The organism is Xanthomonas sp. CFBP 8445, from assembly GCF_025666235.1.
Taxonomy (GTDB): domain Bacteria; phylum Pseudomonadota; class Gammaproteobacteria; order Xanthomonadales; family Xanthomonadaceae; genus Xanthomonas_A; species Xanthomonas_A indica.
In genome coordinates this window covers 3,019,621-3,042,315 of sequence record NZ_CP102594.1, presented here as the reverse complement: position 1 = coordinate 3,042,315, position 22,695 = coordinate 3,019,621, and the positions used below count along the sequence as shown (strand labels likewise).

At 70.1% G+C, this 22,695-nt stretch carries 17 protein-coding genes; 10 read left to right on the top strand and 7 right to left on the bottom strand.

The window, feature by feature from the left end:
• Positions 1-48 precede the first annotated feature (48 nt).
• The 5 genes from NUG21_RS12965 to NUG21_RS12945 all read right to left on the bottom strand — a co-directional run bounded on the left by NUG21_RS12965 (position 49) and on the right by NUG21_RS12945 (position 9,484).
• Positions 49-2,190: a methyl-accepting chemotaxis protein gene (locus NUG21_RS12965; RefSeq protein ID WP_263391084.1), complete on the bottom strand. Its 2,142-nt coding sequence runs from the start codon at positions 2,188-2,190 to the stop codon at positions 49-51.
• A 52-nt stretch (positions 2,191-2,242) separates the two neighbouring features.
• Positions 2,243-4,339, bottom strand: a complete 2,097-nt coding sequence (locus NUG21_RS12960; RefSeq protein ID WP_263391083.1) for a chemotaxis protein CheA — start codon at positions 4,337-4,339, stop codon at positions 2,243-2,245.
• A gap of 13 nt (positions 4,340-4,352) precedes the next feature.
• On the bottom strand, positions 4,353-4,673 hold the full coding sequence (locus tag NUG21_RS12955; protein WP_019798878.1) for an STAS domain-containing protein: 321 nt from the start codon (positions 4,671-4,673) through the stop codon (positions 4,353-4,355).
• A 451-nt stretch (positions 4,674-5,124) separates the two neighbouring features.
• Positions 5,125-8,820 (bottom strand): transcription-repair coupling factor, encoded by a 3,696-nt coding sequence (gene mfd, locus NUG21_RS12950; protein WP_263391082.1) that lies wholly within the window; start codon positions 8,818-8,820, stop codon positions 5,125-5,127.
• A gap of 121 nt (positions 8,821-8,941) precedes the next feature.
• Positions 8,942-9,484, bottom strand: coding sequence for a GNAT family N-acetyltransferase (locus NUG21_RS12945; protein WP_019797389.1), 543 nt, complete (start codon positions 9,482-9,484; stop codon positions 8,942-8,944).
• 132 nt (positions 9,485-9,616) lie between these two features.
• On the opposite strand from NUG21_RS12945, the gene NUG21_RS12940 reads away from it, so the two are divergent.
• Positions 9,617-10,588, top strand: a complete 972-nt coding sequence (locus NUG21_RS12940) for a YwqG family protein (RefSeq protein ID WP_263391081.1) — start codon at positions 9,617-9,619, stop codon at positions 10,586-10,588.
• Between the two features lie 33 nt (positions 10,589-10,621).
• Here the strand turns inward: NUG21_RS12940 and rlmJ are convergent, their stop codons facing one another.
• The gene (gene rlmJ, locus NUG21_RS12935) at positions 10,622-11,479 is read right to left on the bottom strand and encodes a 23S rRNA (adenine(2030)-N(6))-methyltransferase RlmJ (protein ID WP_263391080.1); all 858 of its coding nucleotides are present in this window, start codon (positions 11,477-11,479) and stop codon (positions 10,622-10,624) included.
• A 393-nt stretch (positions 11,480-11,872) separates the two neighbouring features.
• On the opposite strand from rlmJ, the gene NUG21_RS12930 reads away from it, so the two are divergent.
• The 9 genes from NUG21_RS12930 (at position 11,873) to NUG21_RS12890 (ending at position 20,849) form a co-directional block, all read left to right on the top strand.
• Positions 11,873-12,472 carry a hypothetical protein gene (locus tag NUG21_RS12930; protein WP_263391079.1) on the top strand — a complete coding sequence of 200 codons (600 nt, stop codon included), beginning with the start codon at positions 11,873-11,875 and terminating at the stop codon, positions 12,470-12,472.
• Positions 12,473-12,533: 61 nt separating this feature from the next.
• Positions 12,534-13,244 (top strand): two-component system response regulator CreB, encoded by a 711-nt coding sequence (creB, locus tag NUG21_RS12925; protein ID WP_263391078.1) that lies wholly within the window; start codon positions 12,534-12,536, stop codon positions 13,242-13,244.
• 1 nt (position 13,245) lies between these two features.
• Complete coding sequence (creC, locus tag NUG21_RS12920) at positions 13,246-14,688, top strand: two-component system sensor histidine kinase CreC (protein WP_263391077.1); 1,443 nt, start codon at positions 13,246-13,248, stop codon at positions 14,686-14,688.
• A 267-nt stretch (positions 14,689-14,955) separates the two neighbouring features.
• Entirely contained in the window at positions 14,956-16,314 is a 1,359-nt protein-coding gene (gene creD / locus NUG21_RS12915; protein WP_263391076.1) for a cell envelope integrity protein CreD, read from the top strand.
• A gap of 22 nt (positions 16,315-16,336) precedes the next feature.
• Positions 16,337-16,774 (top strand): hypothetical protein, encoded by a 438-nt coding sequence (locus NUG21_RS12910; RefSeq protein WP_263391075.1) that lies wholly within the window; start codon positions 16,337-16,339, stop codon positions 16,772-16,774.
• A 510-nt stretch (positions 16,775-17,284) separates the two neighbouring features.
• On the top strand, positions 17,285-17,890 hold the full coding sequence (locus NUG21_RS12905) for a GNAT family N-acetyltransferase (RefSeq protein ID WP_263391074.1): 606 nt from the start codon (positions 17,285-17,287) through the stop codon (positions 17,888-17,890).
• Positions 17,887-18,771: a carbon-nitrogen hydrolase family protein gene (locus tag NUG21_RS12900; protein ID WP_263391073.1), complete on the top strand. Its 885-nt coding sequence runs from the start codon at positions 17,887-17,889 to the stop codon at positions 18,769-18,771. Before NUG21_RS12905 ends, NUG21_RS12900 begins: the two co-directional genes overlap by 4 nt.
• A gap of 166 nt (positions 18,772-18,937) precedes the next feature.
• Entirely contained in the window at positions 18,938-20,344 is a 1,407-nt protein-coding gene (gltX, locus tag NUG21_RS12895; protein WP_263391072.1) for a glutamate--tRNA ligase, read from the top strand.
• Between the two features lie 16 nt (positions 20,345-20,360).
• Positions 20,361-20,849: a transcriptional repressor gene (locus NUG21_RS12890; RefSeq protein WP_017907264.1), complete on the top strand. Its 489-nt coding sequence runs from the start codon at positions 20,361-20,363 to the stop codon at positions 20,847-20,849.
• A gap of 186 nt (positions 20,850-21,035) precedes the next feature.
• Here the strand turns inward: NUG21_RS12890 and rtcR are convergent, their stop codons facing one another.
• Complete coding sequence (rtcR, locus tag NUG21_RS12885) at positions 21,036-22,646, bottom strand: RNA repair transcriptional activator RtcR (protein ID WP_019796454.1); 1,611 nt, start codon at positions 22,644-22,646, stop codon at positions 21,036-21,038.
• Positions 22,647-22,695: the final 49 nt, after the last annotated feature.

The following is a 22,695-nucleotide window of genomic DNA, read 5'->3' as shown; positions in this document are numbered from 1 at the left end:
CTGTGCGGGTGAAAAGTCCCCGGCCTGACAGGCCGGGACGGGGAGGGATCAGAACGAAACGAACGCCGCTTCTTCCAGGCGCGCGGCCTGGGCGGTGGCCGCCGGGCCACCGAAGCTGCGGGCGCGTGGGGCGCGCTGCGCCGACATCGGCAGGCGTCGCGGTTGTGGGGCCGGTGCCGGGGAGGTGGTGGCGCCGGTGGTGAAGAAGCTCATGAGCGTTTGCAACTGTTCTGCCTGGCTGCTTACTTCTTCGGCCGTGGCGGCCAATTCTTCAGCGTTGGCAGCGGATTGCTGTGTTGTCTGGCTGAGCTGAACCACGGCAGCGTTGATCTGGCCGACGCCCGTGCTTTGCTCCTCGGAGGCGGCGGTGATTTCCTGCACCAGGTCGGAGGTGCGGCGGATCGACGGTTCCATCTCGCCGAGCAGGCGCCCGGTGGTCTCGGCCAGGGTCACGCTGGTGCCGGCGACATCGCCGATCTCGTGCGCGGCCACCTGGCTGCGCTCGGCCAGCTTGCGCACCTCCGCGGCGACCACGGCGAAGCCCTTGCCGTGCTCGCCGGCGCGTGCGGCCTCGATCGCCGCATTCAGCGCCAGCAGGTTGGTCTGGTAGGCGATGTCGTCGATGATGCCGATCTTGCGGGCGATCTCCTTCATCGCGGCGACGGTGGCGCGTACCGCCTCGCCGCTCTCGGCGGCCTCGCGCGAGGCCTTGCTGGCCATGCCGTCGGTGATCTTGGCGTTCTCGGCGTTCTGCGCGATCGAGCCGGTCATCTGCTCCAGCGAGGCGCTGGTCTCCTCCACGCCGGCGGCCTGCTCGCTGGCCGCCTGGCTCAGCGACTGCGCGGTCGCCGACAGTTCCTCGGCGGCGCTGGCCAGGGTGGCGGCGTTGCCGTTGACCTCGGTGACGATGCTGGTGAGCTTGTCGATGGTGGCGTTGACGTAGCGCTGCATGTCGGCGAAGGCGCCCTCGTACTGGCCCTGCACCTGGCGGCTGAGGTCGCCCTCGGCCATCGCGCCCATGACCTTGATCACGTCGCCGACGCTGCGCAGGTTGCCGCGGGTCTGTTCGATGATCTCGTTGATGAAGGCCTTCTTGCCCGGCAACTGCGGCATCGGCGCGTCGAAGTTGCCGCGGCCGAACTCGGCGACCACGCTCAGCGCCTGCTTCTTGACCGCGATGTGCGCGGCGACCATGCGGTTGATGGCCTTGCCGATGGCGCAGAACTGCCCGTCCAGGTGCGTGCAGTCGATCTGCACGTCGATGTCGCCCCGGTCGTGCTCCTCGGACATGCGCGCGATCTCGCCGATCAGGCGCTTGAAGTTGCCGCGCACCTGCTCGAGGGTCTCGTTGATGAAGGCCTTCTTGCCGGGCAGCTGCGGCATGCCCGCGTCGAAATTGCCGCGGCCGAACTCGGCGACCACGCCCAGCGCCTGCTTCTTGACCGCGATGTGGCTTCCGACCATGCGGTTGATGCCCTCGGCCACGCTGCGGAAGTCGCCCTGGAAGTGCGCGCCGTCGATGCTGGCGTCGATCTCGCCGGCTTCGTGCTGCTCGGAGACGCGGCGCATCTCGGCGATCAGGCCGAGCATGTTGCGCCGCACCTGCTCGATGGTGTCGTTGATGAAGGCCTTCTTGCCCGGGAAGGCGGCCAGCGGGGCGGAGAAGTTGCCGCGGCCGAACTCGCCCACGCAGTCGATCGCCTGCTTGCACAGGCCGATATGGCCGCCGACCAGCTGATTGATGTCGCCGGCCACGACGCGATAGGCGCCGTTGGCGCTCGCCGCGTCCAGCATCACGTCGCAGTCGCCGGCGGCGTGCGCACTGGTCATGTGCGCCACGTCGGCCTGCAGCTGCCGCAGCGGCCGCTGCGCGGCGAGCAGGGCCTGGCCGATCTCGCTGCCGCCCGCCGCCGCCACGTCCACGCGGTCCAGTTCGCCCAGCGCCAGTGCCTGCAGGCCGGTGCGGGCCAATTCCAGTTCGCGCTGCGCGGCTGCGGCCGCTTGCTGCGCCGCGTGTACGCTGCGGCCCAGCACTGCGGCGGCGGCCAGCGTCGCCACGGCGACCAGCGTCCAGGCGAGGCCACCGGCCAGCGGCAGCGCCAGCGCCGCGACGGCCGCGGCGGCAGGCAGGGCGACGGCGACGATGGCGGCCGTCGGGAGCGTGAACAGGAGCGTCCGGTTCTGGGACATGACAAGGATTCCTGATGAAGGGTGCGGCGGGGGAATGACCGGGCGCGACGGCTCAGGCCGCCAGCGATTCGGCGCCGGGTTGCAACTGGCCGAGCAGCGACGGCACGTCCAGGATCAGCGCGACCCCGCCGCTGCCGAGGATGCTGGAGCCGCTGATGCCCTTGACCTGGGCGAACACCTTGGAAAGCGGCTTGATCACCGTTTGCCACTCGCCGAGCAGGGTGTCGACCACCAGGCCGAAACGCTGCGAGCCCTGGCGGATCACCACGATGCTCTCGCGCGCCGGCGGCGCGCCGGCGATGGCGAACAGCGAGCGCAGGCGCACGTAGGGCAGCACGTTGCCGCGCAGGTCGATGTACTCGCTCTGGTAGTTCGGCGCGAACTCCACGCATTCCTCGACCACGTCCAGCGGCACCACGAACACCGACTTGCCGACCCCGACCTGGAAGCCGTTGATGATCGCCAGGGTCAGCGGCAGCCGCACCGAGATGGTGGTGCCGACGTCCTGCTGGCTGCTGATGTCGACGCTGCCGCGCAGCGCGGCGATGTTGCGCTTGACCACGTCCATGCCGACGCCGCGGCCGGACAGGTTGGTGACCTTCTCGGCGGTGGAGAAGCCAGGCTCGAAGATCAGCGCGAACACCTCGCGGTCCGAGAGCAGGCGGCCGGGTTCGATCAGGCCGCGCTCCAGCGCCTTGGCCAGGATCCGGTCGCGGTTGAGGCCGCCGCCGTCGTCGCTGATCTGGATGACGATGCTGCCCGAATCGTGGAAGGCGTTGAGCCGCACCGTGCCGCGCACCGGCTTGCCGCGCGCCTGGCGCACCTCGGCCGGTTCGATGCCGTGGTCCATGGCGTTGCGCACCAGGTGGGTCAGCGGATCGGCGATCTTCTCCACCACCGACTTGTCCAGCTCGGTGTCCTCGCCGTTGACCACCAGCACGATGTCTTTGCCCAGTTCGCGGGCGACGTCGTGAACCACGCGGTGGAAGCGGCTGAAGGTGCCGCCGATCTTGACCATGCGCAGCTGCAGCGCGCTTTCGCGGACTTCCTCGACCAGCCCGGCGAGGATCGAGGTGGATTCCAGCAATTGCGCGTCGCCGGTGCGTTGCGCGTTGGCACCGGTGCTGGCGACGGCGATGATCAGTTCGCCGACCAGGTCGATCATGCGGTCGAGCTTGTCGGCGTCGACGCGGATCGAGCCGCCTTCGCCGCGTGCGCCCGCGGCCTTGGCCGTGCCGGCGTTGGCGGCGGCGCTCGCGGCCGCGGCCGGCGCGCTGGCCACGGCCGGTGCGGCCGCGGCGGGCGCGGCCTCCGGGGCGGCGACGCTTTCGAACCCGGCGAAATCGTCGGCGCTGGCCTGGCTGCCGGCTTCGGCCACCAGCAGCGGCAGGTCCAGGTTGGCCGCGTCGCCGTTCGGCTCCACCGCCAACACCTGCAGGTCGCAGTCGTCGCGCACGAACTCGAAGATGTCCTCGATCGCGGCCTGTTGCGCGTCGCTGCGCAGCAGGATGTCGAAGCCCAGGTAGCACGCCTCCGGATCCAGGTCCGGCAGCGCCGGCACGCGCTCGTGGCGGGTACGCACCGCCTCCAGGCTGCCGAGGCTGCGCAGGCAGCGGATCAGGTGCAGCGGCGAATTGCCGAAGCGCAGCGCGTCGGTGAACAGCTGCAGCGAGATCCGCCAGTAGCCGGTCTGCGCAGGCGCGGCTGGTACTGCCGGCGTTGCCGCGGTGGCGCTCGCCGTGGTGGCCGGTGCAGCGGCCGGTTGCAGGTAGGTCTGCAGGCGTGCCAGCAGCGGTGCGCCCTCGGCGGCCAGCGTGGCTTCGTCTGCCTCGGCGCCGGCCGCCGCTTCCACCAGCGCGCGGATGTGATCGCAGCAGGCCAGCATCAGTTGGATCAGTTCCGAATCCAGCGCGACCGCGTGCTCGCGCACCAGGTCCAGCACGCTCTCCACCACGTGGGTGAAGCCGACCAGCTGCGCCAGGTCGAACAGGCCGCCGGAGCCCTTGATGGTGTGGGCGGCGCGGAAGATCGCGTTGACCGCGTCGGGACCGGCTTCGCCGCGCTCGGCTTCCAGCAGGTTGCGTTCCATGTCCTCGAGCAGGTCGCGGCTCTCGGCGATGAAGGTCTGCAGCAATTGGGCCAGATTCATGTCGTGCTGCCGATTAGTGAAGGGTGTCGTTGCCGACGCGCTCGAACGCGTCGCCGAGGCCAAGCAGGTCCAGCGCATCGCCGACCGCGGTGCTGCAGCCCTCCAGCTGGAACGGCCGTCCCAGCGCGCGCAGTGCGGCCTGGGTGGCCAGCAGCAGCTGCACGCCGGTGGCGTCGATGTCGGTCACCTCCTGCAGCTGCAGGCGCAGGCCGCCGGGATGCTCCAGCGCGGGCAGCAGCAGCGGCTTCAGTTCGGCCGCACGGCGGATGGTCATGTCGCCGTCCACGCTCAGCTGCAGCGGCAGGTCCTGTTCATCGGGGGGCGTCGAGCGCATGGCGGGTCTCCGGCAGTGGCAAGTGGAAAGCCGGCAGCACGCCGTGACGGGCGCGTGCAGGCTTCGGTACCAGCGATATCGGCGCGGATGGGAAATATTTAGAAATATTTAGCCCGTGTGAACCATTTGTCTCGTGCAGCGCACGCGAGCCTGAGTGGTTCAGACACGCGCCGCGATGCGCATCCCATCTCCGCGCCGATGCGGTGGATACCCAGGTCTCTGCATGTGCTGTGCCAAACGGAATGGCGTGTGAAGGCGTCAAATCGCCGCGCGATGCGCGGGCGCGTCGGTCCTCACGTGAAGGCCGCTGCACAGTGACGACGCGGCAGACGCGCCCGTACCCCGCCGCACGTGGCCGGCGATCGGGGCGAGGCAGCCGGGCAGGGCGACCGTGTGGCGATGCCCGGCGGTCGGTGTGGGAAGCCGGCGCGGGCAGGATCGCCCGCGCCGCTCAGCGCGGCGACAGCGCGGTCAACAGGCCGCGCGCGGCATTGAAGCGGTCGGCCGCTTCCGGCAGCGGCAGCTTGAGCTTCAGCTTGTCCGGGCCGTCCATCGCGTACAGCTTGGGCTGCTTCTGGATCATCTGGATGATGGTCATCGGATCCACGTTCGGCTTGGCCTCGAACACCAGGCGCCCGCCGTGCTCGCCCAGTTCCAGCTTGCGGATGCCCAGCGCGTTGGCCTGCAGCTTCAGCTCGGCGATCGCGAACAGGTGCTTCACCGGATCCGGCAGCAGGCCGAAGCGGTCGATCATCTCCACCTGCAGTTCGCGCAGGCCGTCGCTGTCGCGGGCGCTGGAGATGCGCTTGTACAGGGTCAGGCGGGTATGCACGTCCGGCAGGTAATCGTCGGGGATCAGCGCCGGCACGTGCAGTTCCACTTCGGCGCCGCGCGCCTCCTCGCCGGCGTCCAGATCCGGCAGCTTGCCCTGGCGGATGCTGCGCACCGCGCGTTCTAGCAGCTCGGTGTACAGGCTGAAGCCGACTTCGGCCATCTGCCCGCTCTGGTCCTCGCCCAGCAGTTCGCCGGCGCCGCGGATTTCCAGGTCGTGGGTGGCGAGTGTGAAGCCGGCGCCCAGTTCGTCCATCGAGGCGATCGCGTCCAGCCGCTTCTGCGCATCGGGGGTGATGCTGCGCCGGTCCGGCACCAGCAGATAGGCGTAGGCGCGGTGGTGCGAACGGCCGACGCGGCCGCGCAACTGGTGCAACTGCGCCAGGCCGAAGCGGTCGGCGCGGTTGATGACGATGGTGTTGGCGTTGGGGATGTCGATGCCCGATTCGATGATCGTGGTCGACAGCAGCACGTTGAAGCGCTGCTTCTGGAAATCCAGCATCACCTTTTCCAGCTCGCGCTCGGGCATCTGTCCGTGGGCGATGCCGATGCGTGCCTCCGGCACCAGCTCGCTCAGCTCGCGCTGCATGCGGCCGATGCTCTCCACGTCGTTGTGCAGGAAGTACAGCTGGCCGCCGCGCGCCAGTTCGCGCTGGAAGGCTTCGCGCAGCAGCGCGTTGTCCCACTGGGTGACGAAGGTCTGCACCGCCAGCCGGTTCGGCGGCGGGGTGGCGATGATCGACAGGTCGCGCAGGCCGGCCATGGCCATGTTCAAGGTGCGCGGGATCGGCGTGGCGGTGAGGGTGAGCAGGTGCACGTTGGCGCGCAGCGCCTTCAGCGCTTCCTTCTGGCGCACGCCGAAGCGCTGCTCCTCGTCGACGATGACCATGCCCAGGTCCTTGAACTTCACGTCGGGCTGCAGTAGGCGATGGGTGCCGACGATCACATCGATGCTGCCGGCGGCGACCTTCTCCAGTTCGGCCTTGATCTCCTTGCTGCTCTTGAAGCGCGACAGCACCTCGACCTTGAGCGGGTAGTCGGCGAAGCGGTCGCGGAAGTTGCGGTAGTGCTGTTCGGCCAGCAGCGTGGTCGGCACCAGCACCGCCACCTGCTTGCCGGCGCTGGCCGCGGCGAAGGCCGCGCGTACCGCGACCTCGGTCTTGCCGAAGCCGACGTCGCCGCACACCACGCGGTCCATCGGCTGGCTGCTGGCCAGGTCGCGCAGGGTGGCGTCGATCGCGGCCAACTGGTCGGGCGTCTCCTCGAACGGGAAACCGGCGGCGAACGGCTCGTACATCGCACGGTCCACCTGCAGCGCCAGTCCGGCACGGGCCTGGCGGCGCGCCTGGATCTCCAGCAGCTCCGCGGCCACGTCGCGCACCTTCTCGGCGGCCTTGCGCTTGGCCTTGGTCCATTGCTCGCCGCCCAGCGAATGCAGCGGCGCGGTCTCGGCCGAGGCGCCGGAGTAGCGGCTGATCAGGTGCAATTGCGCCACCGGCACGTACAGCCGGTCGCCCTTGGCGTATTCGATTTCCAGGAACTCGCCGGGCATGCCGCCGGCATCGAGCACGATCAGCCCGCGGTAGCGGCCGACACCGTGGTCCTCGTGCACGATCGGCGCGCCCTCGGACAGCTCGCCCAGGTCGCGGATGATCGCTTCCGGCTCGCGCCCCACGCGCCGGCTGCGCCGCGGCTGGCTGGCGCGCTCGGGGAACAACTGGCGCTCGGTCAGCACCGCGATGCGCGGCGCCTCCAGCGCGAAGCCGTCGTCCAGCGGTGCCACCGCAATAGCGAAGCGCGCACCCACCTCACCGGAGTCGGGCCCCTCTCCCTCCGGCGACCGCAGGGAGTCCCCGTGGGAGAGAGGGGTTGGGGTGAGGGTACGACCGCTAGTGAGCTTTGCCTGCGCTGCGGTTGAGGACGCGGACGAAGCAGCAGCCTTCTTGGATGAGGACCGCGCAGGCGCCGCACCCTCATCCGGCGCTTCGCGCCACCTTCTCCCGGAGGGAGAAGGAACAAACGCGGCGAAGTTCGGCAGCACCTCCGGCTTCAGTTCCGCAGCCGCCAACACTTCCAGCAGCGCCTCGCGGCGGCCCGGCGAGTCGGCGGCGATCAGCACCCGTCCCGGGTAGTGGTCGAGGAAGCTCTTCAGCGCCGCGGCCGGCGCGGCGTCCTTGGCCGCCACCGGCAGCGGCGGCAGCGGCTGGTCGCCCAAGGCCTGCGCCTCGTCGATGCGCGGATGGTCGGCGGCCCACACGTCGATGCGCGGCAGCCCGTTGAGGCGCTCGCGCAGCGCATCCGGCGCCTGGTACAGCTCCTCCGGCGCCAGCAGCGGACGCTCCACGTCATGGCGGCGTTGCTCGTAGCGGGCCTGGGTCTGCGTCCAGAATGCATCGGCCGCGGCGCCCACGCCCGGGGCGATCAGCGGCAGCACGTGCTCGCCCAGGTAGTCGAACAGGGTGGCGGTGGCCTCGCGCGCGCCGCCGCTGCGCGTCTCCTGGAAGAACAGCGGCAGGTAGTACTCGATGCCCGACGGCGCCAGCCCGGCCTTCAGATCCTGGTACAGCGCGCTGCGCCGGGTATCGACGTCGAAGCGCTCGCGCAGCGCCGTGAGCACCCGCTCCACGCTGGCATCGTCCATCGGCACCTCGCGCCCGGGCAGCATGCGCACCGCTTGCACATGTTCCAGCGAGCGCTGCGATTCCGGGTCGAAGGCGCGGATCGAATCGATGTCCTCGTCCAGCAGTTCGATCCGCAGCGGCGCATCGGTGCCCATCGGATACACGTCGAGCAGGCCGCCGCGCACGGCGAAATCGCCGGGGTCCATCACCTGCGGCACGTTGCGGTAGCCGGCGCTTTCCAGCCGGCGCTTCTCCGCGTCCAGGTCCAGGCGCTGGCCCACGCGCAGGTCGAAACTGCCGCCGACGATGTAGCGCAACGGCGCCACCCGCTGCATCAGCGTCTGTACCGGCACCACCACGATGCCCTGGGTCAGCGTCGGCAGCCGGTGCAGCGCCGCCAGGCGCTGGCTGACGATGTCCGGGTGCGGGCTGAACTGGTCGTAGGGCAGGGTTTCCCAATCCGGGAACGGCACCACCGGCAGGCTGGCGTCGTCGCCGAGCAGGCTGTGCAGGTCGGCTTCGAGCTGATGCGCGCTCTGGTTGTCGCGGGCCACCACCAGCAACGGCCCGCGGTGCGCGGACGCGGCGCAGGCGATGTGCCAGGCCAGTGCGGTGGAGGAGGCGGGAGCGCGCCAGTGCGCGCGGAGCTGGCCGGATTTGGGCAGCGGCGGAACGGGGAAGGAAAGGGGCGGCATGGACCAACTAGTTTAGCAAGGTCGGGACTCGGGACCCGGGACCGGGGACCCGGAAGAGCAGGAGCTAAAGCTGCCTGCGGAGCTCTGGCTTTCCGGGTCCCGGGTTCCGGGGCCCGAGGTTTCAGTTGCCCAGTTCCAGCACCACCCGCACCAGGTCCGGATTGTCCGGATGCGGCATGCGCTGGAAGCCCAGCGACTCGGCCAGTTGCAGCATCGGCACATTGCGTTCGAGCACGTCGCCGTAGAGCCGGTCCAGGTACTTGCGGCGCGCCCACTTGACCAGCTTGCGCATCAGTTGCCGGCCCAGGCCCTGGCCGGAGACGAAGCTGCTGACCAGGATCGCGTACTGCGCCTCGCGGGTGCCCGGAATGATCGCTGCGCGCGCCACCGCGCCGACCACGGCCTCGCCCGGCGGCAGCGGCTCGGCCGCGACCAGGATCAGTTCCGACTTCGGATTGGGATGGGTGAGGCGTTGCGCCATGTCCTCGGTCAGTTCCTGGGTGGAATGCAGGAAACGCTCGCGGATCTCGGTCGGCCCGAGCAGGCCGAAGGCGCCTTGCAGGGGCGCGCTGTCCTCCGGCCGGATCGGCCGGATCAACAGTTCGCGCCCACTGGGCAGGGTGAAGGTTTCATGCCACGGAGGCATGCGGTTGCGGGTAGCCATGGCCGTATGATCCTCGACGAAGCCTGGATTCTCGCATTAGCCGACACCTGCGTCCGTGAACGCAGCGTCCTGCGTGTGTGCGGCTGCGGTGGCCTTGCTACAGTGGCGCTTCGTCCAAGGGAATGCACGACGATGAAGACATCGCATGCCGTTGCCGTGTCGGCGGCGATCGGGCTGGGAACGGCGGCGCTGCTGGTGCTGTTGCTGGTGGGCGGCGGCCGGTGGCTGCTGCGCATGCAGCACAGCGCCACGCCGACGACCGCCAGCGCCGCCCCTGTCGCCCCTGTCGCCGATGCGGAGCAACTGGCGACAGGGGCGTTGGCGCCGTACCGGGCGCGCCTGCAGGCCACGCGCCGGCCGGTGCTGCAGCTGCAGTTGCAGCCGATGGCGCAGGACGATCGCCTGGCCAGCAAGGTCGGCGGGCGCCCCTACTGGACCGGCGACAAGCCTTATCCCCACGCGGCCGATGGCCAGCCGCTGGCGCTGCTGGCGCAGATCGATCTGGCGCGGATGCCGCCCCTGCCGGGCTATCCGCGCCAGGGCATGCTGCAGTTCTTCATCGGCGGCGACGACTTCTATGGCGCCAACCTGGGCGACGCGCGCATCGACCTGGCTGCGCTAAGCGAACAACGCAATTTCCGCGTGGTGTACTGGCCGCAGCCGAAGGCGTCGGCGCGGCAGGTCGAGGTGCCGTCGCCGGCCGCCGACACGTTGCCGTTCGATCCGGCGCGGCCGCGGGCGATGCGGTTCGACGCCGGTGAGGAAACCATCGGCAGCAGCGACGTGCGGTTCGAGCAGGTGCTGGGGAAGCCGCTGGAGGAGGTCGCCGCCGCGTACGCCAGCGGCCACGCGGTGTCGCAGGATACGGTGGACGACGCGCTGTTCGATGCGCTGAGCCGGGGCGGGCACAAGCTCGGCGGCTACCCGGAGTTCACCCAGGAAGACCCACGGACGCCGCAGGACCGGCAGGTCCTGCTGCTGCAGTTGGACAGCGACGAGGAGATGATGTGGGGCGACAGCGGCGTCGCCAATTTCTTCATCGATCCGGACGACCTGCGGCGCGGCGATTTCAGCCGCGTCGCCTACAACTGGGATTGCTTCTGAGCGTGCGCGTGCGCGCTGCCGTGTGACGACAACTCACGCCTCGCGCTTGAGCCACTCCAGGCGCGTGCTGGCGCCGGCTTCGCCCAGGTGCGCCTTCAGCGGCGGCAGCGCCTGCGCCAGCGTCTGCTCGAATTGCCAGGGCGGATTGAGCAGCAGCATGCCGCTGCCGTTGAGCCGCAGCGGCGAATCGTCCGGGTGCACCTGCAGTTCGGCGACCAGCGCCGAGGCCACCGGCAGCGCCGCGGCCTTGCGGAAGAACGGCTGCAGGCTGCGGCGCTGCTTGATCGGATACCACACCACACACACCGCCTGTGGCCAGCGGCTCAGGGTCTCGCGCAGCGCGGCCACGATCAGCGGGTACTCGGCATCCTGCGCCTCGTAGGGCGGGTCGATCAGCACCAGTCCGCGGCCGATCCGGTTGGCCCCGGACTTCGGCGGCAGGAATGCCTTGATCGCCGCATAGCCGTCGCCGGCGTGCACCTGCACGCGGCGGTCGTGGGCGAACAGCGCCTTGAGTTCGGCGGCTTCCTCGGCCTGTAGCTCGCAGGCGGCCAGCCGGTCCTGTGCGCGCAGCGCCTGCGCCACCAGCAACGGCGAGCCCGGATAGGCGACCAGCGCCCCCACCGGATTGTCGGCCTGCACCGCGCGCAGGTAGCGCTCCACCACCTCGGGCAGGGTCGGCTGGCCCATCAACCGCAGCACGCCGGCGGCCGCCTCGCCGGTCTTGCGTGCCTCGTTGGCGGCGAACAGGTAGCGGCCGCGCCCGGCGTGGGTATCGAGCACGAAGAACGGGCTGTCCTTGCGCTTGAACGCATCGAGCAGCGCCAGCAGCACGATGTGCTTGAGGACGTCGGCATGGTTGCCGGCGTGGAAGGCGTGGCGGTAATTCATCCGCGCAGTGTACGGGGCGCCACGCCAGCCGGCCACGCTTGGCTGCGGCGCCGGGCAGGGACGGTCCGTGGCCGCGGTACACTGGCCGAGCGATCGCTGGCGGTCGCGTGGCGCCTGCCGGGCATGCGGCAGGAAGGCGTGGACGATGGGCCTGTGCATCCGGGCGCAGGCGTCGTTCGGGGCGTTCGGGTGCGCAGTGCCGGTGCCGCGTGGGCGGCCGGCGAGTGCCACGGTTTGCATGTCGATGCCTTTTTTCCTGTTGCTTGGAGTCCTGGCGCTAGCGTTGCCGTTCGCCGCATTCGCGCCGCCCGTGACCAGGCGTCCGACCCCCGCGCGGGGCAGGCCGCGGCGTTCGATGCATTGATCGAGGATGTCGGCGCGCATGGCAAGGACATGGCAGCAGACGAGCAGGCCTACCGTGTCGCGCATGCGCGCCTACAGGCCTTGCTGCCGGCCGACGATCCGGTGCGGCGCGCGCGCCTGGACGCCTTCGATTGCCAGCACGTCCCGCAGGGGCCGGCCGCAGCGGTGGAGCAGGCGCGGCGCGGCGAGCGCGGCGCGGTCGCGCGTGCCCATGTGAAGGTGCGCCTGGAGTACCTGCTGTGCGAGACCTACGCGCTGTACAACGACGGCCAGCGCCCGGCCTACCTGCAGCCCGCCATCACGATCCTGGCGCTGACCGACGCGCAGCGGTTCCCGCGCTTGCGCGCGGCGGCCCTGCGCATGCGTGCCTTCGGCGCGCGCGACGCCGGCCGCTACGCGCAGTCGCTGCGCACCCTGCAGGGCCTGCGCCGGCTCGATGCGCAGCGCGATGGCGGCTGGGTGGCGCTGCTGACCCTGATCGGTATCGCCGACGCCTACCTGGACATGGGCCTGCCGGACCTGTCGCAACAGGTCGTCGTCGAAGTCCAGCAGCGGGCCAGGCACGGCGGCCGCAACCGGGTGGAACTGGCGGCGTCGCCGGGCACGGCCAGCGTACGTGCCGCCAGCTGAGCCTATGACGGCCAATGCCGGCGCTGGCGGAATGGACTGCCGCGGCGCCCGCGTGGCGGCTATGCTGCGCGCCATGTCCACGCCTGCCGCCGCCTGTGTCCTCGTGGTCGAGGACGAATCCGCCATTGCCGACACCGTGCTGTACGCGCTGCGCAGCGAGGGCTACCAGGTGCGCCACTGCCAGCTCGGGCGCGAGGCCCTGGCGCAGCTGCGCGAGGGCGGCATCGACGTGGTGGTGCTGGACGTGGGCCTGCCGGACCTGAGCGGGTTCGAGGTGTGCCGCACGCTGCGCGGCTTCAGCCAGGTGCCGGTGCTGTTCCTGACCGCGCGCAACGAGGAGATCGACCGCGTGCTCGGCCTGGAACTGGGCGCCGACGACTACATGGCCAAGCCGTTCTCGCCGCGCGAACTGGTCGCGCGGGTGCGGGCGCGGCTGCGGCGTCCGGCGGTAGTGGTCGACGATGCCGACGCCGGCTGGCAGCGGCACGGCGATTTCGCCATCGACCGCGACGGCCGCCGCATCCGCTGGCAGGGCGCGGTGCTGGACCTGACCCGCTACGAGTACGCGCTGCTGGCGGCGCTGCTGCAGCGGCCCGGCGCCATCCTCAGCCGCGCGCAACTGATGGACCGCGGCTGGGACAGCAGCGCCGACAGCGCCGACCGCACCGTCGACACGCATATCAAGACCCTTCGCGCCAAGTTGCGCGCGGCCGGCGCCGTCCACGACCCGATCCGCACCCACCGCGGCCTCGGCTACGCGCTGGAGGCCTGAGGTGCGGCTGGGGCTGAAGCTGTTCCTGGGCTTCTTCCTGATCGTCGGCGTGGCCGCGTTCTTCGTGATGCGGGTGTTCGTCAACGAGGTCAAGCCGGGCGTGCGCCAGGCGATGGAATCGACCCTGGTGGACGCGGCCAACGTGCTGGCGCAGATGGCCGCACAGGATCTGCAGGACGGGCGCATCGCCAGCGGCCGGTTCGCCCGCGACCTGGCCGCCGCGCAACGGCGCGATCCGCGCGCGATGGTCTGGCGCTTCCCCAAGCACAGCGTCGACTACCGCGTCACCATCACCGATGCGGCGGGCATCGTGGTGTTCGACTCGCGCGGGCAGGACATCGGCCGCGACAACGCACGCTGGAACGACGTATACCGCACCCTGCGCGGCGAATACGGCGCCCGCTCCAGTCCCGAGGCCGACGGCGATCCCAACCACACGGTGATGCACGTGGCCGCGCCGATCTACGATCCGGCCGACCCGCGGCGGCTGATCGGCGTGCTGAGCCTGTCCCAGCCCAACCGCAGCATCGAGCCCTTCATCGTCGCCAGCCAGCGCAGCATCCTGTTGCGCGGCGCCTGGCTGATCGGCATCTCGGCGCTGATCGGGATCCTGATGACCTGGGGCCTGCTGCGCGGGATCGGCCGGCTCAACCGCTACGCGCAGGCGGTCAGTGCCGGTGCGCCGGTACCGCCGCCGCCGCCGCGCCGCGACGAGATCGGCGATCTTGGCCGCGCCCTGGAGACGATGCGGCGCAAGCTGGAGGGCAAGCAATACGTCGAGCAGTACGTGCAGTCGCTGACCCACGAGATGAAGAGTCCGCTGGCGGCGATCCGCGGCGCCGCGGAACTGCTGCAGGAACCGCTGCCGGAGCCGGAGCGGCAGCGCTTCGTGCGCAACATCGCCGAGCAGCAGCAGCGCCTCACCGAGACCATCGACAAGCTGCTGGCGCTGGCCGAGGTGGAGCAATACGGCTGGCTGCAGCGGCGCACGCCGGTGGCGCTGGCGCCGCTGTGCGCCGAGCTGGCCGAAGCGCTGGCGCCGCAACTGCAGGCGCGTGGGCTGCAACTGCAGGTCCAGGCGCTGGACCCGGCACTGGTGGTATCGGGCGATCCCTACCTGCTGCGGCAGGCGCTGCACAACCTGCTCGACAACGCCATCGCGTTCTCGCCGGAGGGCGCGGTCATCGTGCTGCGTGCCGAACGCGGCGCCGATGCGCGCGTGCTGCTGTCGGTGGAGGACGCGGGCCCTGGCGTGCCCGACTACGCGCTGGAGCGGGTGTTCGAGCGCTTCTACTCGCTGGCACGCCCGGCCACCGGCCAGCGCAGCTCCGGCCTCGGCCTGCCGTTCGTGCGCGAGGTGGCGCGCCTGCACGGCGGCGATGCCAGCCTGCGCAACCGCGACACCGGCGGCGCGGTCGCCTGCCTGGCGTTGCCGCTGGCCTGACCCGGGTCGATTCGCGCGAGGGCACGCCGAGCCGGCCTGCCGGCGTTCCCGCGTCGGGACTGAAGTCCCTCCCACAATGGCAATGGGCCGCGTCGAAAGGATGCCGGTTGCCAATCCCGAATCCCGAATCCCGATTCCCGAACCCCCAATCCCCAATCCCCAATCCCCAATCCCCAATCCCCGCACTTCACACCCACTTCAAATTCGCCTCAAACCCTGCCCACGCAGCGGCAGCATCCTGGCGCCCTCTCAAGACGCGAGGCGGCCATGAAATCCCTGAAACTGCTCCTGCGATTCGCCACCATCGGCGGATTGATCCTGTTGTTGCTGATCCCGCTGATGATGATTCGCGGCACCGTGCAAGACCGCCAGCACTACCGCGACGAAGCGGTAGAGCGTGTGTCGCAGAGCAAGGCCGGCGAACAGCGCCTGCTCGGCCCGCTGCGGGTGATCCCGTGGACCCAGGAGCGCGAGGTCGCGGTGCTCGACACCGACGGCAAGCGCGTGACCAAGCGCGAGACCGAGACCGGCTACGTGCTGCAGGCGCCGCGGCGGCTGCAGGTGGAGGGCGAACTGAAGCCGTCGCAGCGCCATATCGGCCTGTTCAAGGTGCAGGTGTACAGCTGGCATGCACGGCTCAAGGCCGAATTCGACGATCTCGACTACGCCGCCGTCGACGGCCGTCGCTACGGCACGCCGTACCTGGCGATCGGCCTGCAGGACGTGCGCGGCCTGGTCGGCACGCCCAATCTGCGCACCGACGGCCGCGCGCTGCCGCTGCAGCCGGGATCGAGGGGCCTGGCCGGCGTCTCCAAGGGCGTGCATGCCGTGTTGCCGGCGCTGCGCGATGCGCAGCAGGGGCGGTTGACCGATCTGCACGACGTGCAGATGGAGTTCGTGCTCGACGGCACCCAGGCGCTGTCGATCGTGCCGGTGGGCGACGACAACCAGATCGCGCTGAGTTCGCCGTGGCCGCATCCGCTGTTCGGCGGCCGCTTCCTGCCCAACGAGCGCCGCATCACCGCGCAGGGGTTCCAGGCGAACTGGGCGCTGTCGTCGCTGGCGACCGGTGCGCAGGCGCAGGTGCAGTCCGCGCTGGACACCCGCGGACCGTCGCCGCTTCCGGACTCCGGCGGCCAGGAGCTGGACGCGTTGCGCGTGGACCTGGTCGACCCGGTGGATGTGTACACCCAGGCCGAGCGCGCCAGCAAGTACGGCCTGCTGTTCGTGGTGCTGACCTTCGTCGCCTTCGGCCTGTTCGAGCTGATCAAGCGCCTGCCGATCCATCCGCTGCAGTACCTGCTGGTCGGCCTGGCGCTGGCGATCTTCTTCCTGCTGCTGCTCAGCCTGTCCGAGCACATCCCGTTCTGGCAGGCCTATCTGGTCTCGGCGGCGGCCTGTATCGGGCTGCAGTTCTTCTACCTGTCCGGGGTGCTGCGCAGCCGCCTGCGCGCGGCCGGCTTCGCCGCCATGCTCACCGTGCTGTATGGCGCGCTGTACGGGCTGCTGGCCTCGGAAGACAACGCCCTGCTGATGGGCTCGCTGCTGCTGTTCGGGATCCTCGGCGCGATCATGTGGATCACCCGCCGGATCGACTGGTACGCGCTCGGCGCGTCGCTGCGCTGAGCCGCCGCGAGGAGCACCGGACATGGTCGCGCACCGTCATCTGCATCGTCGCCTGCAGGCACTGCTGCCTGCCGCATTCGAAACCCATGGCCTGCATCACGGCAACCTGCCGGCGACGCTGGCGCGCAGTGCGCAGGCGGCGCTGGTCACCGCCGCCGACCGCGGCGGCGCCCTGTGGCTGCGCCTGAGCGAACGCAGCCGCGCGGCCCTGGCCGGCGACGCGGCGACGTTCCTGGGCGGCGCAGTGCAGGCGCGTGCGGCACTGCCCGGCGACACCGCGCCGTGGCGCTACTGCCCCTGGCGCGCGGTGCGCCACGATCCGGCCGCGGACACGGACGCGGACGCGGAGAACGCCAGCGGTAGGTCCGCGCCCGGCTTCGTCACCTGGGAGACGCAGGGGCGCGCGCGGCTGCTGGTGCTGCCGGCACAGGCGGCACTGCTGTGCCGATGGTGGCGCTGAGGCAGGGCCCCGCGCCGATCGCCGCCACGGCGGGGGATCGGATGGCATCAGCCATGGACGACAGGAATGCCGGCGGTGGCAGGACGCCACCACCGGGTACTGCACGGGTAGGACGCCCGCGCAGGGATGCGACAAGGCCACATGCGGACGCCGCAGGCCACGCAGCGTAAGGAAACGCGTAGTCATAGGACGCGCAGGGTAAGCACACAGGGATGTGCACACAGGGATGTGCACGCAGGGATGCGCACGCAGGGAGGCGGCAAGGAGGCGGCAAGGAGGCAGACGCAAGGACCTCACCAGGCAGGTGGCGCAAGGAGGCGCTTGCGTCTCAGGACGGGCTGGATGTCCACGCAAGGACGCACACGCCAGGGCGTCGCAGGCAGGCAGGGCAAGGAAGCGCGTGCGTCATGGGACGGGCAGGACGCCCACGCAGGGACGCAGCAAGGACGCATGGGCAAGGGCATCGCCAGGCAGGCAGCGCCAGGGAAACGCTTGCGGTAGAGTGCACGGATGCACTCTCCGCTCTCCATGCAGCGCCTGCGCGGCGCCGGGATCGTGCCGTTCCTGGACGCGGTCGCGCAACTGCGCATCGCGGTGTTCCGCGACTGGCCCTACCTTTACGACGGCGATCTGGACTACGAACGCGAGTACCTGTCCGCCTATGCCGCCTCGCCGGACAGCGTGTTCGTGCTGGCGCGCGACGGCGGCCAGGTGGTCGGCGCCTCCACCGGGCTGCCGCTGGCCGACGACGCCGAGGCCTTCGCCGCGGCCTTCGCCGGCAGCGAGATCGACCCGGCCGAGGTGTTCTATTTCGGCGAGTCGGTGTTGTTGCCGCAGTACCGCGGTCGCGGCGTCGGCCATGCCTTCTTCGACGAGCGCGAGGCGCATGCGCGCGCGCTCGGTCGCTTCCGCTTGACCGCATTCTGTTCGGTGGAGCGGGCGCCCGACGATCCGCGGCGGCCGCCGGACTATCGCGGCAACGACGCGTTCTGGCGCAAGCGCGGCTACCAGCCGCAGCCGGCGCTGCGTATGCACCTGTCGTGGAACGAGGTCGACCGCGGCGAAACGCCGCACACCCTGGAGTTCTGGACCCGCGCGCTGGAGCCTGCCGCATGAAAGTCGCCGTCGCCAAGTATCCGATCGGCGCGCCCGCCGATTTCGCCGCCTTCGCCGACAAGCAGGCCGCGCTGCTCGGCGAGGCCGCGCAGGCTGGCGCGCAGCTGGCGGTGCTGCCCGAGTATCTGTCGCTGGAACTGGCCGCGACCTTCGGCGCCGAGGTGTCGGCGCGGCTGCCGGCCTCGCTGGCCGCGATCCAGGCATTGCATGCGCCGTACATGAGGTTGTTTGCCGACCTGGCGCGGCGCCTCCGCCTGCACGTGGTTGCCGGCAGTTTCCTGCTCGACCACGGGCAGGGCCGCTACCGCAATCGCGCCTACTGGTTCACCCCGGACGGCGGCCACGGCTGGCAGGACAAGCTGCAACTGACCGGGTTCGAAAAGGCCACAGGGCTGATCGACGGCGGCGAGGCGCTGAAGGTGTTCGAGGCCGAGAGCGTGCGCGCCGGCGTGGCGGTCTGCTACGACAGCGAGTTTCCGCTGCCGGTTCGCGCCCAGTACGAGGCCGGCGCGCGCCTGCTGGTGGTGCCCAGTTGCACCGACACCGAGGCCGGCGCCACCCGCGTGCGCGTGGGCTGCTTGGCGCGGGCGCTGGAGAACCGCATCTTCGTCGCCCAGTCGGTGACCGCCGGCGTCGCCGAGTGGAGCCCGGCGCTGGACGTGAACACCGGCGAGGCGACGCTGTACGCGCCGATGGACGCCGGTTTCCCCGCCGACGGCATCGTCGCGCAGACCCGCGGCGAGCAGGTCTGGGCGATCGCCGAATTGGATTTCGCCGCGTTCGAGGCCAGCCGCGCCACCGCCCAGGTGGCCAACGACCGCGACTGGCGCGGGCAACTGGCGCCAGCCGTGCTCCGCGCGGAGCTGAGCGCCTTCGCATAGCGGGAAGTCCCCTGCAATCGACTGCGCACCCGGCTCGCGAGGACCTGTCGCCCCGGCACCAAGCCGCTTGCCTCAATCCCGAATCCCCACTCCCGAATCCCGCGGCGCCAGCAGGCGCCGCCACGGCAGAGTAAAATCGCCCGATTCCCGTCGTTTCGAGCGTTCCATGGCCTGCCGCACCCGTTTTGCCCCCAGTCCCACCGGTTACCTGCACATTGGCGGCGCGCGTACCGCGCTGTACTGCTGGCTGGAGGCGCGCCACCGCGGCGGCGAATTCGTGCTGCGGATCGAGGACACCGACCGCGAGCGCAGCACCCAGGCGGCGATCGATGCGATCCTGGAGGCGATGGAGTGGCTGGGCCTGGACTACGACGAAGGCCCGATCTACCAGACCCGGCGCCTGGACCGTTACCGCGAGGTCGCCGAGCAGTTGCTGGCGCAGGGCAAGGCCTACTACGCCTACGAGACCCGCGAGGAACTGGACGCCATGCGCGAAGCGGCGATGGCGCGGCAGGAAAAGCCGCGCTACAACGGCGCCGCGCGCGAACTGAACCTGCCGTATCGCGACGATCCCAACCGGGTGATCCGCTTCAAGAACCCCACCGAGGGCGTGGTGGCGTTCGACGACCTGATCAAGGGCCGCATCGAGATCGCCAACAGCGAACTGGACGACATGGTGATCTTCCGTCCCGACGGCTACCCCACCTACAACTTCGCGGTGGTGGTCGACGACTGGGACATGGCCATCACCGAGGTGATCCGCGGCGACGACCACATCAACAACACCCCGCGGCAGATCAACATCTACCAGGCGCTGGGCGCGCCGGTGCCGAAGTTCGCGCACATGCCGATGATCCTCGACGAGCAGGGCGCCAAGCTGTCCAAGCGCACCGGTGCGGCCGACGTGATGCAGTACAAGGATGCCGGCTACCTGCCGCACGCGCTGATCAACTACCTGGCGCGGCTGGGATGGTCGCACGGCGACCAGGAACTGTTCGGGCGGCAGGAGCTGATCGACCTGTTCGACGTCAAGGACGTCAATTCCAAGGCGGCGCGCCTGGACATGGCCAAGCTGGGCTGGGTCAACCAGCACTACCTCAAGAGCGACGACCCGGCGGCGATCGCGCCGCAGCTGGAGTTCCAGTTGCGCAAGCTCGGCATCGACCCGGCCGCCGGCCCGGCCGCGGCCGAGGTGGTGGTGGCGCTGCGCGAGCGCGTGCAGACCCTGAAGGAAATGGCCGAGAAGGCCGAGGTCTGGTACCGCCCGCTGACCAGTTACGACGACGCGGCGGTGGCCAAGCACTTCAAGCCGGGCGCCGAACTGGCGCTGGGCAAGGCCCGGGAACTGCTGGCCGCGCTGCCGCAGTGGAGCCTGGACGGCGTCGCCGCCGCGCTGCACGACACCGCCGCCACCCTGGAGATCGGCATGGGCAAGGTGGCGCAGCCGCTGCGCGTGGCCATCACCGGCACCCAGGTCAGCCCCGATATCTCGCAGACCGTCTACCTGGCCGGTCGCGAGGAGGCCTTGAAACGCATCGACGCCGCGCTCATCAAGATTCCAGCGGGAAGCTGATTCCCGGGAGACCGCCATGTCCAGCAAGAAGACCGCCTGCACCGAGCCGCACCACCACGTCCACGACGCTGCCGACTTCGTCAAGGTGGTGGAGCGGGTCAGCCGCGAGCGCGGTCTGCGCCTGACCCCGATCCGCGCCAACGTGCTGCGGCTGATCGCCGAGGCCGGGCGCCCGGTCAAGGCCTACGACCTGCTGGAATGGGTGCGCGAAGGCAAGGGCGTGGGCGCCGACGCCCCGCCCACCGTGTACCGCGCGCTGGACTTCCTGATGGCCAACGGCTTCGTGCACAAGCTCGAATCGGTCAACGCCTTCGTCGCCTGCCATCACCCGAGCAGCGCCCAGCACTCGGTGCCGTTCCTGATCTGCGACCGCTGCCACAGCGCGGTGGAGCTGGAGGACCGCGACGTGGTCAGCCAACTGGAGCAGCGCGCCAAGGCGCTGGGCTTCCAGCCGCAGGCGCAGACCCTGGAAGTGCACGGGCTGTGCGCGAAGTGCGCGGGCTGAGCCTGGCCTGCATCGCCGTGGATTGCGTACCCGCTGGCTGGAGCGTACGTTCGAACTGAGACTGCATGCCGTCGTTGCAAGTGCGCCGGCGCCATCGTGCTGCGTTCCGCGACACCGGCCATTCCAATCCTGGTATGCCTGCGGGAGCGTACACGCGATCGTCCCGATGCCGGCGGGCGCGTTCGATCACTCCTGCGGCACGGCGCGTCCGCCCTCGCGCACCTGCTCCCAGTCCAGTCCGAAGCGTGCCAGGTACTTGCGCAGGCGGTCGGCATCGTTGGTGCTGGCGCGCTGTGTGCGCGAGACGGCAAACAGTTCGCGTCCGGCCTGCGATAGCGACTTTGCCGTCGCGCAGACCCGGACCACGTCTTCCAGTTGTACGCGGTCGAAGCGGTCCAGTTGCGCCGCCGCCTCGCCAAGCAGGGTATCCAGTGGCGAGGGTGGGGTGCCGTCGCGCCATTGCCGGCGCAGGCGCTCGATTTCCTCCTCCACCAGTTCGCCTTGGATGCGTCCGGCATTGGCCAGCGTCGCCAGGCGCATCACCGAGGCGCTGAGGTCGCGGAAGTTGCCGTGCCAGCGCGCCTCGGCGCCGGTGGCGAAGGCGAGGTAGCGGCTGCGCGCCTCGCGATTGAAGGTCACCCGCTGGTGCTGTTCGCGCGACCAGCGTTCCAGTTCGAAGTCCAGGTTCGGCTCGATGTCCTCGCGGCGTTCGGCCAGGCCAGGCAGGTGGTAGGTCCACAGGTTCAGGCGAGCCAGCAGGTCCTCGCGGAAACGGCCTTGCGCGACGTGCTGGTGCAGGTCGCGGTTGGTGCCGGCAATCAGCTGGAATTCGCTCTCTACCTCGCGATCGCTGCCGACCGGCAGGAAGCGCTTCTCCTCCAGTGCCCGCAGCAGCATGGCCTGCTCGTCCAGGCCAAGCTCGCCGATCTCGTCGAGGAACAGCAGGCCCTGGTGGGCCGAGCGCAGCAGCCCCGGGCGGTCGCTGACCGCGCCGGTGTAGGCGCCCTTGGTGTGGCCGAACAGCGCGCTCATGGCGCCGTCGCCGCGCAGGGTGGCGCAATTGACCTCGACGAAACGCCCCGGCAACTGGTGCTTGAGCTTCTTCAGTTCGAACACGCGCTTGGCCAACTGGCTCTTGCCGGCGCCGGTCGGCCCCATCAGCAGCATCGGCGCCCTGGAGCGCGTGGCCACGGTCTCGATCTGTTCGATCATGCGGTTGAACGCCGCATTGCGCGTGGCGATGCCGCTCTTCAGCAGCGCACGGTCCTGCAGTTGCTGCTGCTGGAAGCGCTGCGCGATGCGGTCGTAACGCGACAGGTCCAGGTCGATCACCGTGTAGGCGCCGGCCTCGCCGCTGCCCTGTTTACGCGGCGGCGAGGTCTGCAGCAGGCGTCCGGGGAAGTGTCGGCTCTCGGTCAGCAGGAAGCCGCAGATCTGGCTGACGTGGCTGCCGGTGGTGATGTGCAGGTAGTAGTCCTCTTCGTCCGGGCGGAACGTGTAGCCGGCGAAGAAGTCGTGCAGGGTGGCGTAGACCCCTTCGAAATCCCAGGGATCGGCCAGGTAGGTGTCGTGCAGTTGCACCTGTGTGTCGGGCGAGACCTGGCCCAGATCCTCGCGTACCACCTCCGCCAGTTTCTGGTAGCGGCGCAGGTCGGTCAGCAGCTCCAGGCGGCTGAGCAGAAAGTCCTCGTGCATGCCCAGCGCCACCGTCGGGCGCCACTTCTCCCAGCGCCCGGGGCCGCTGCCGGAATCCAGTTGGGTGCCGAGCATGCCGAACACTACCTGTGGCCTGTCCATATCCATCCTTATAAGAGTGTCGCCAAAGTTATAGGAATAGCCGGCGTCG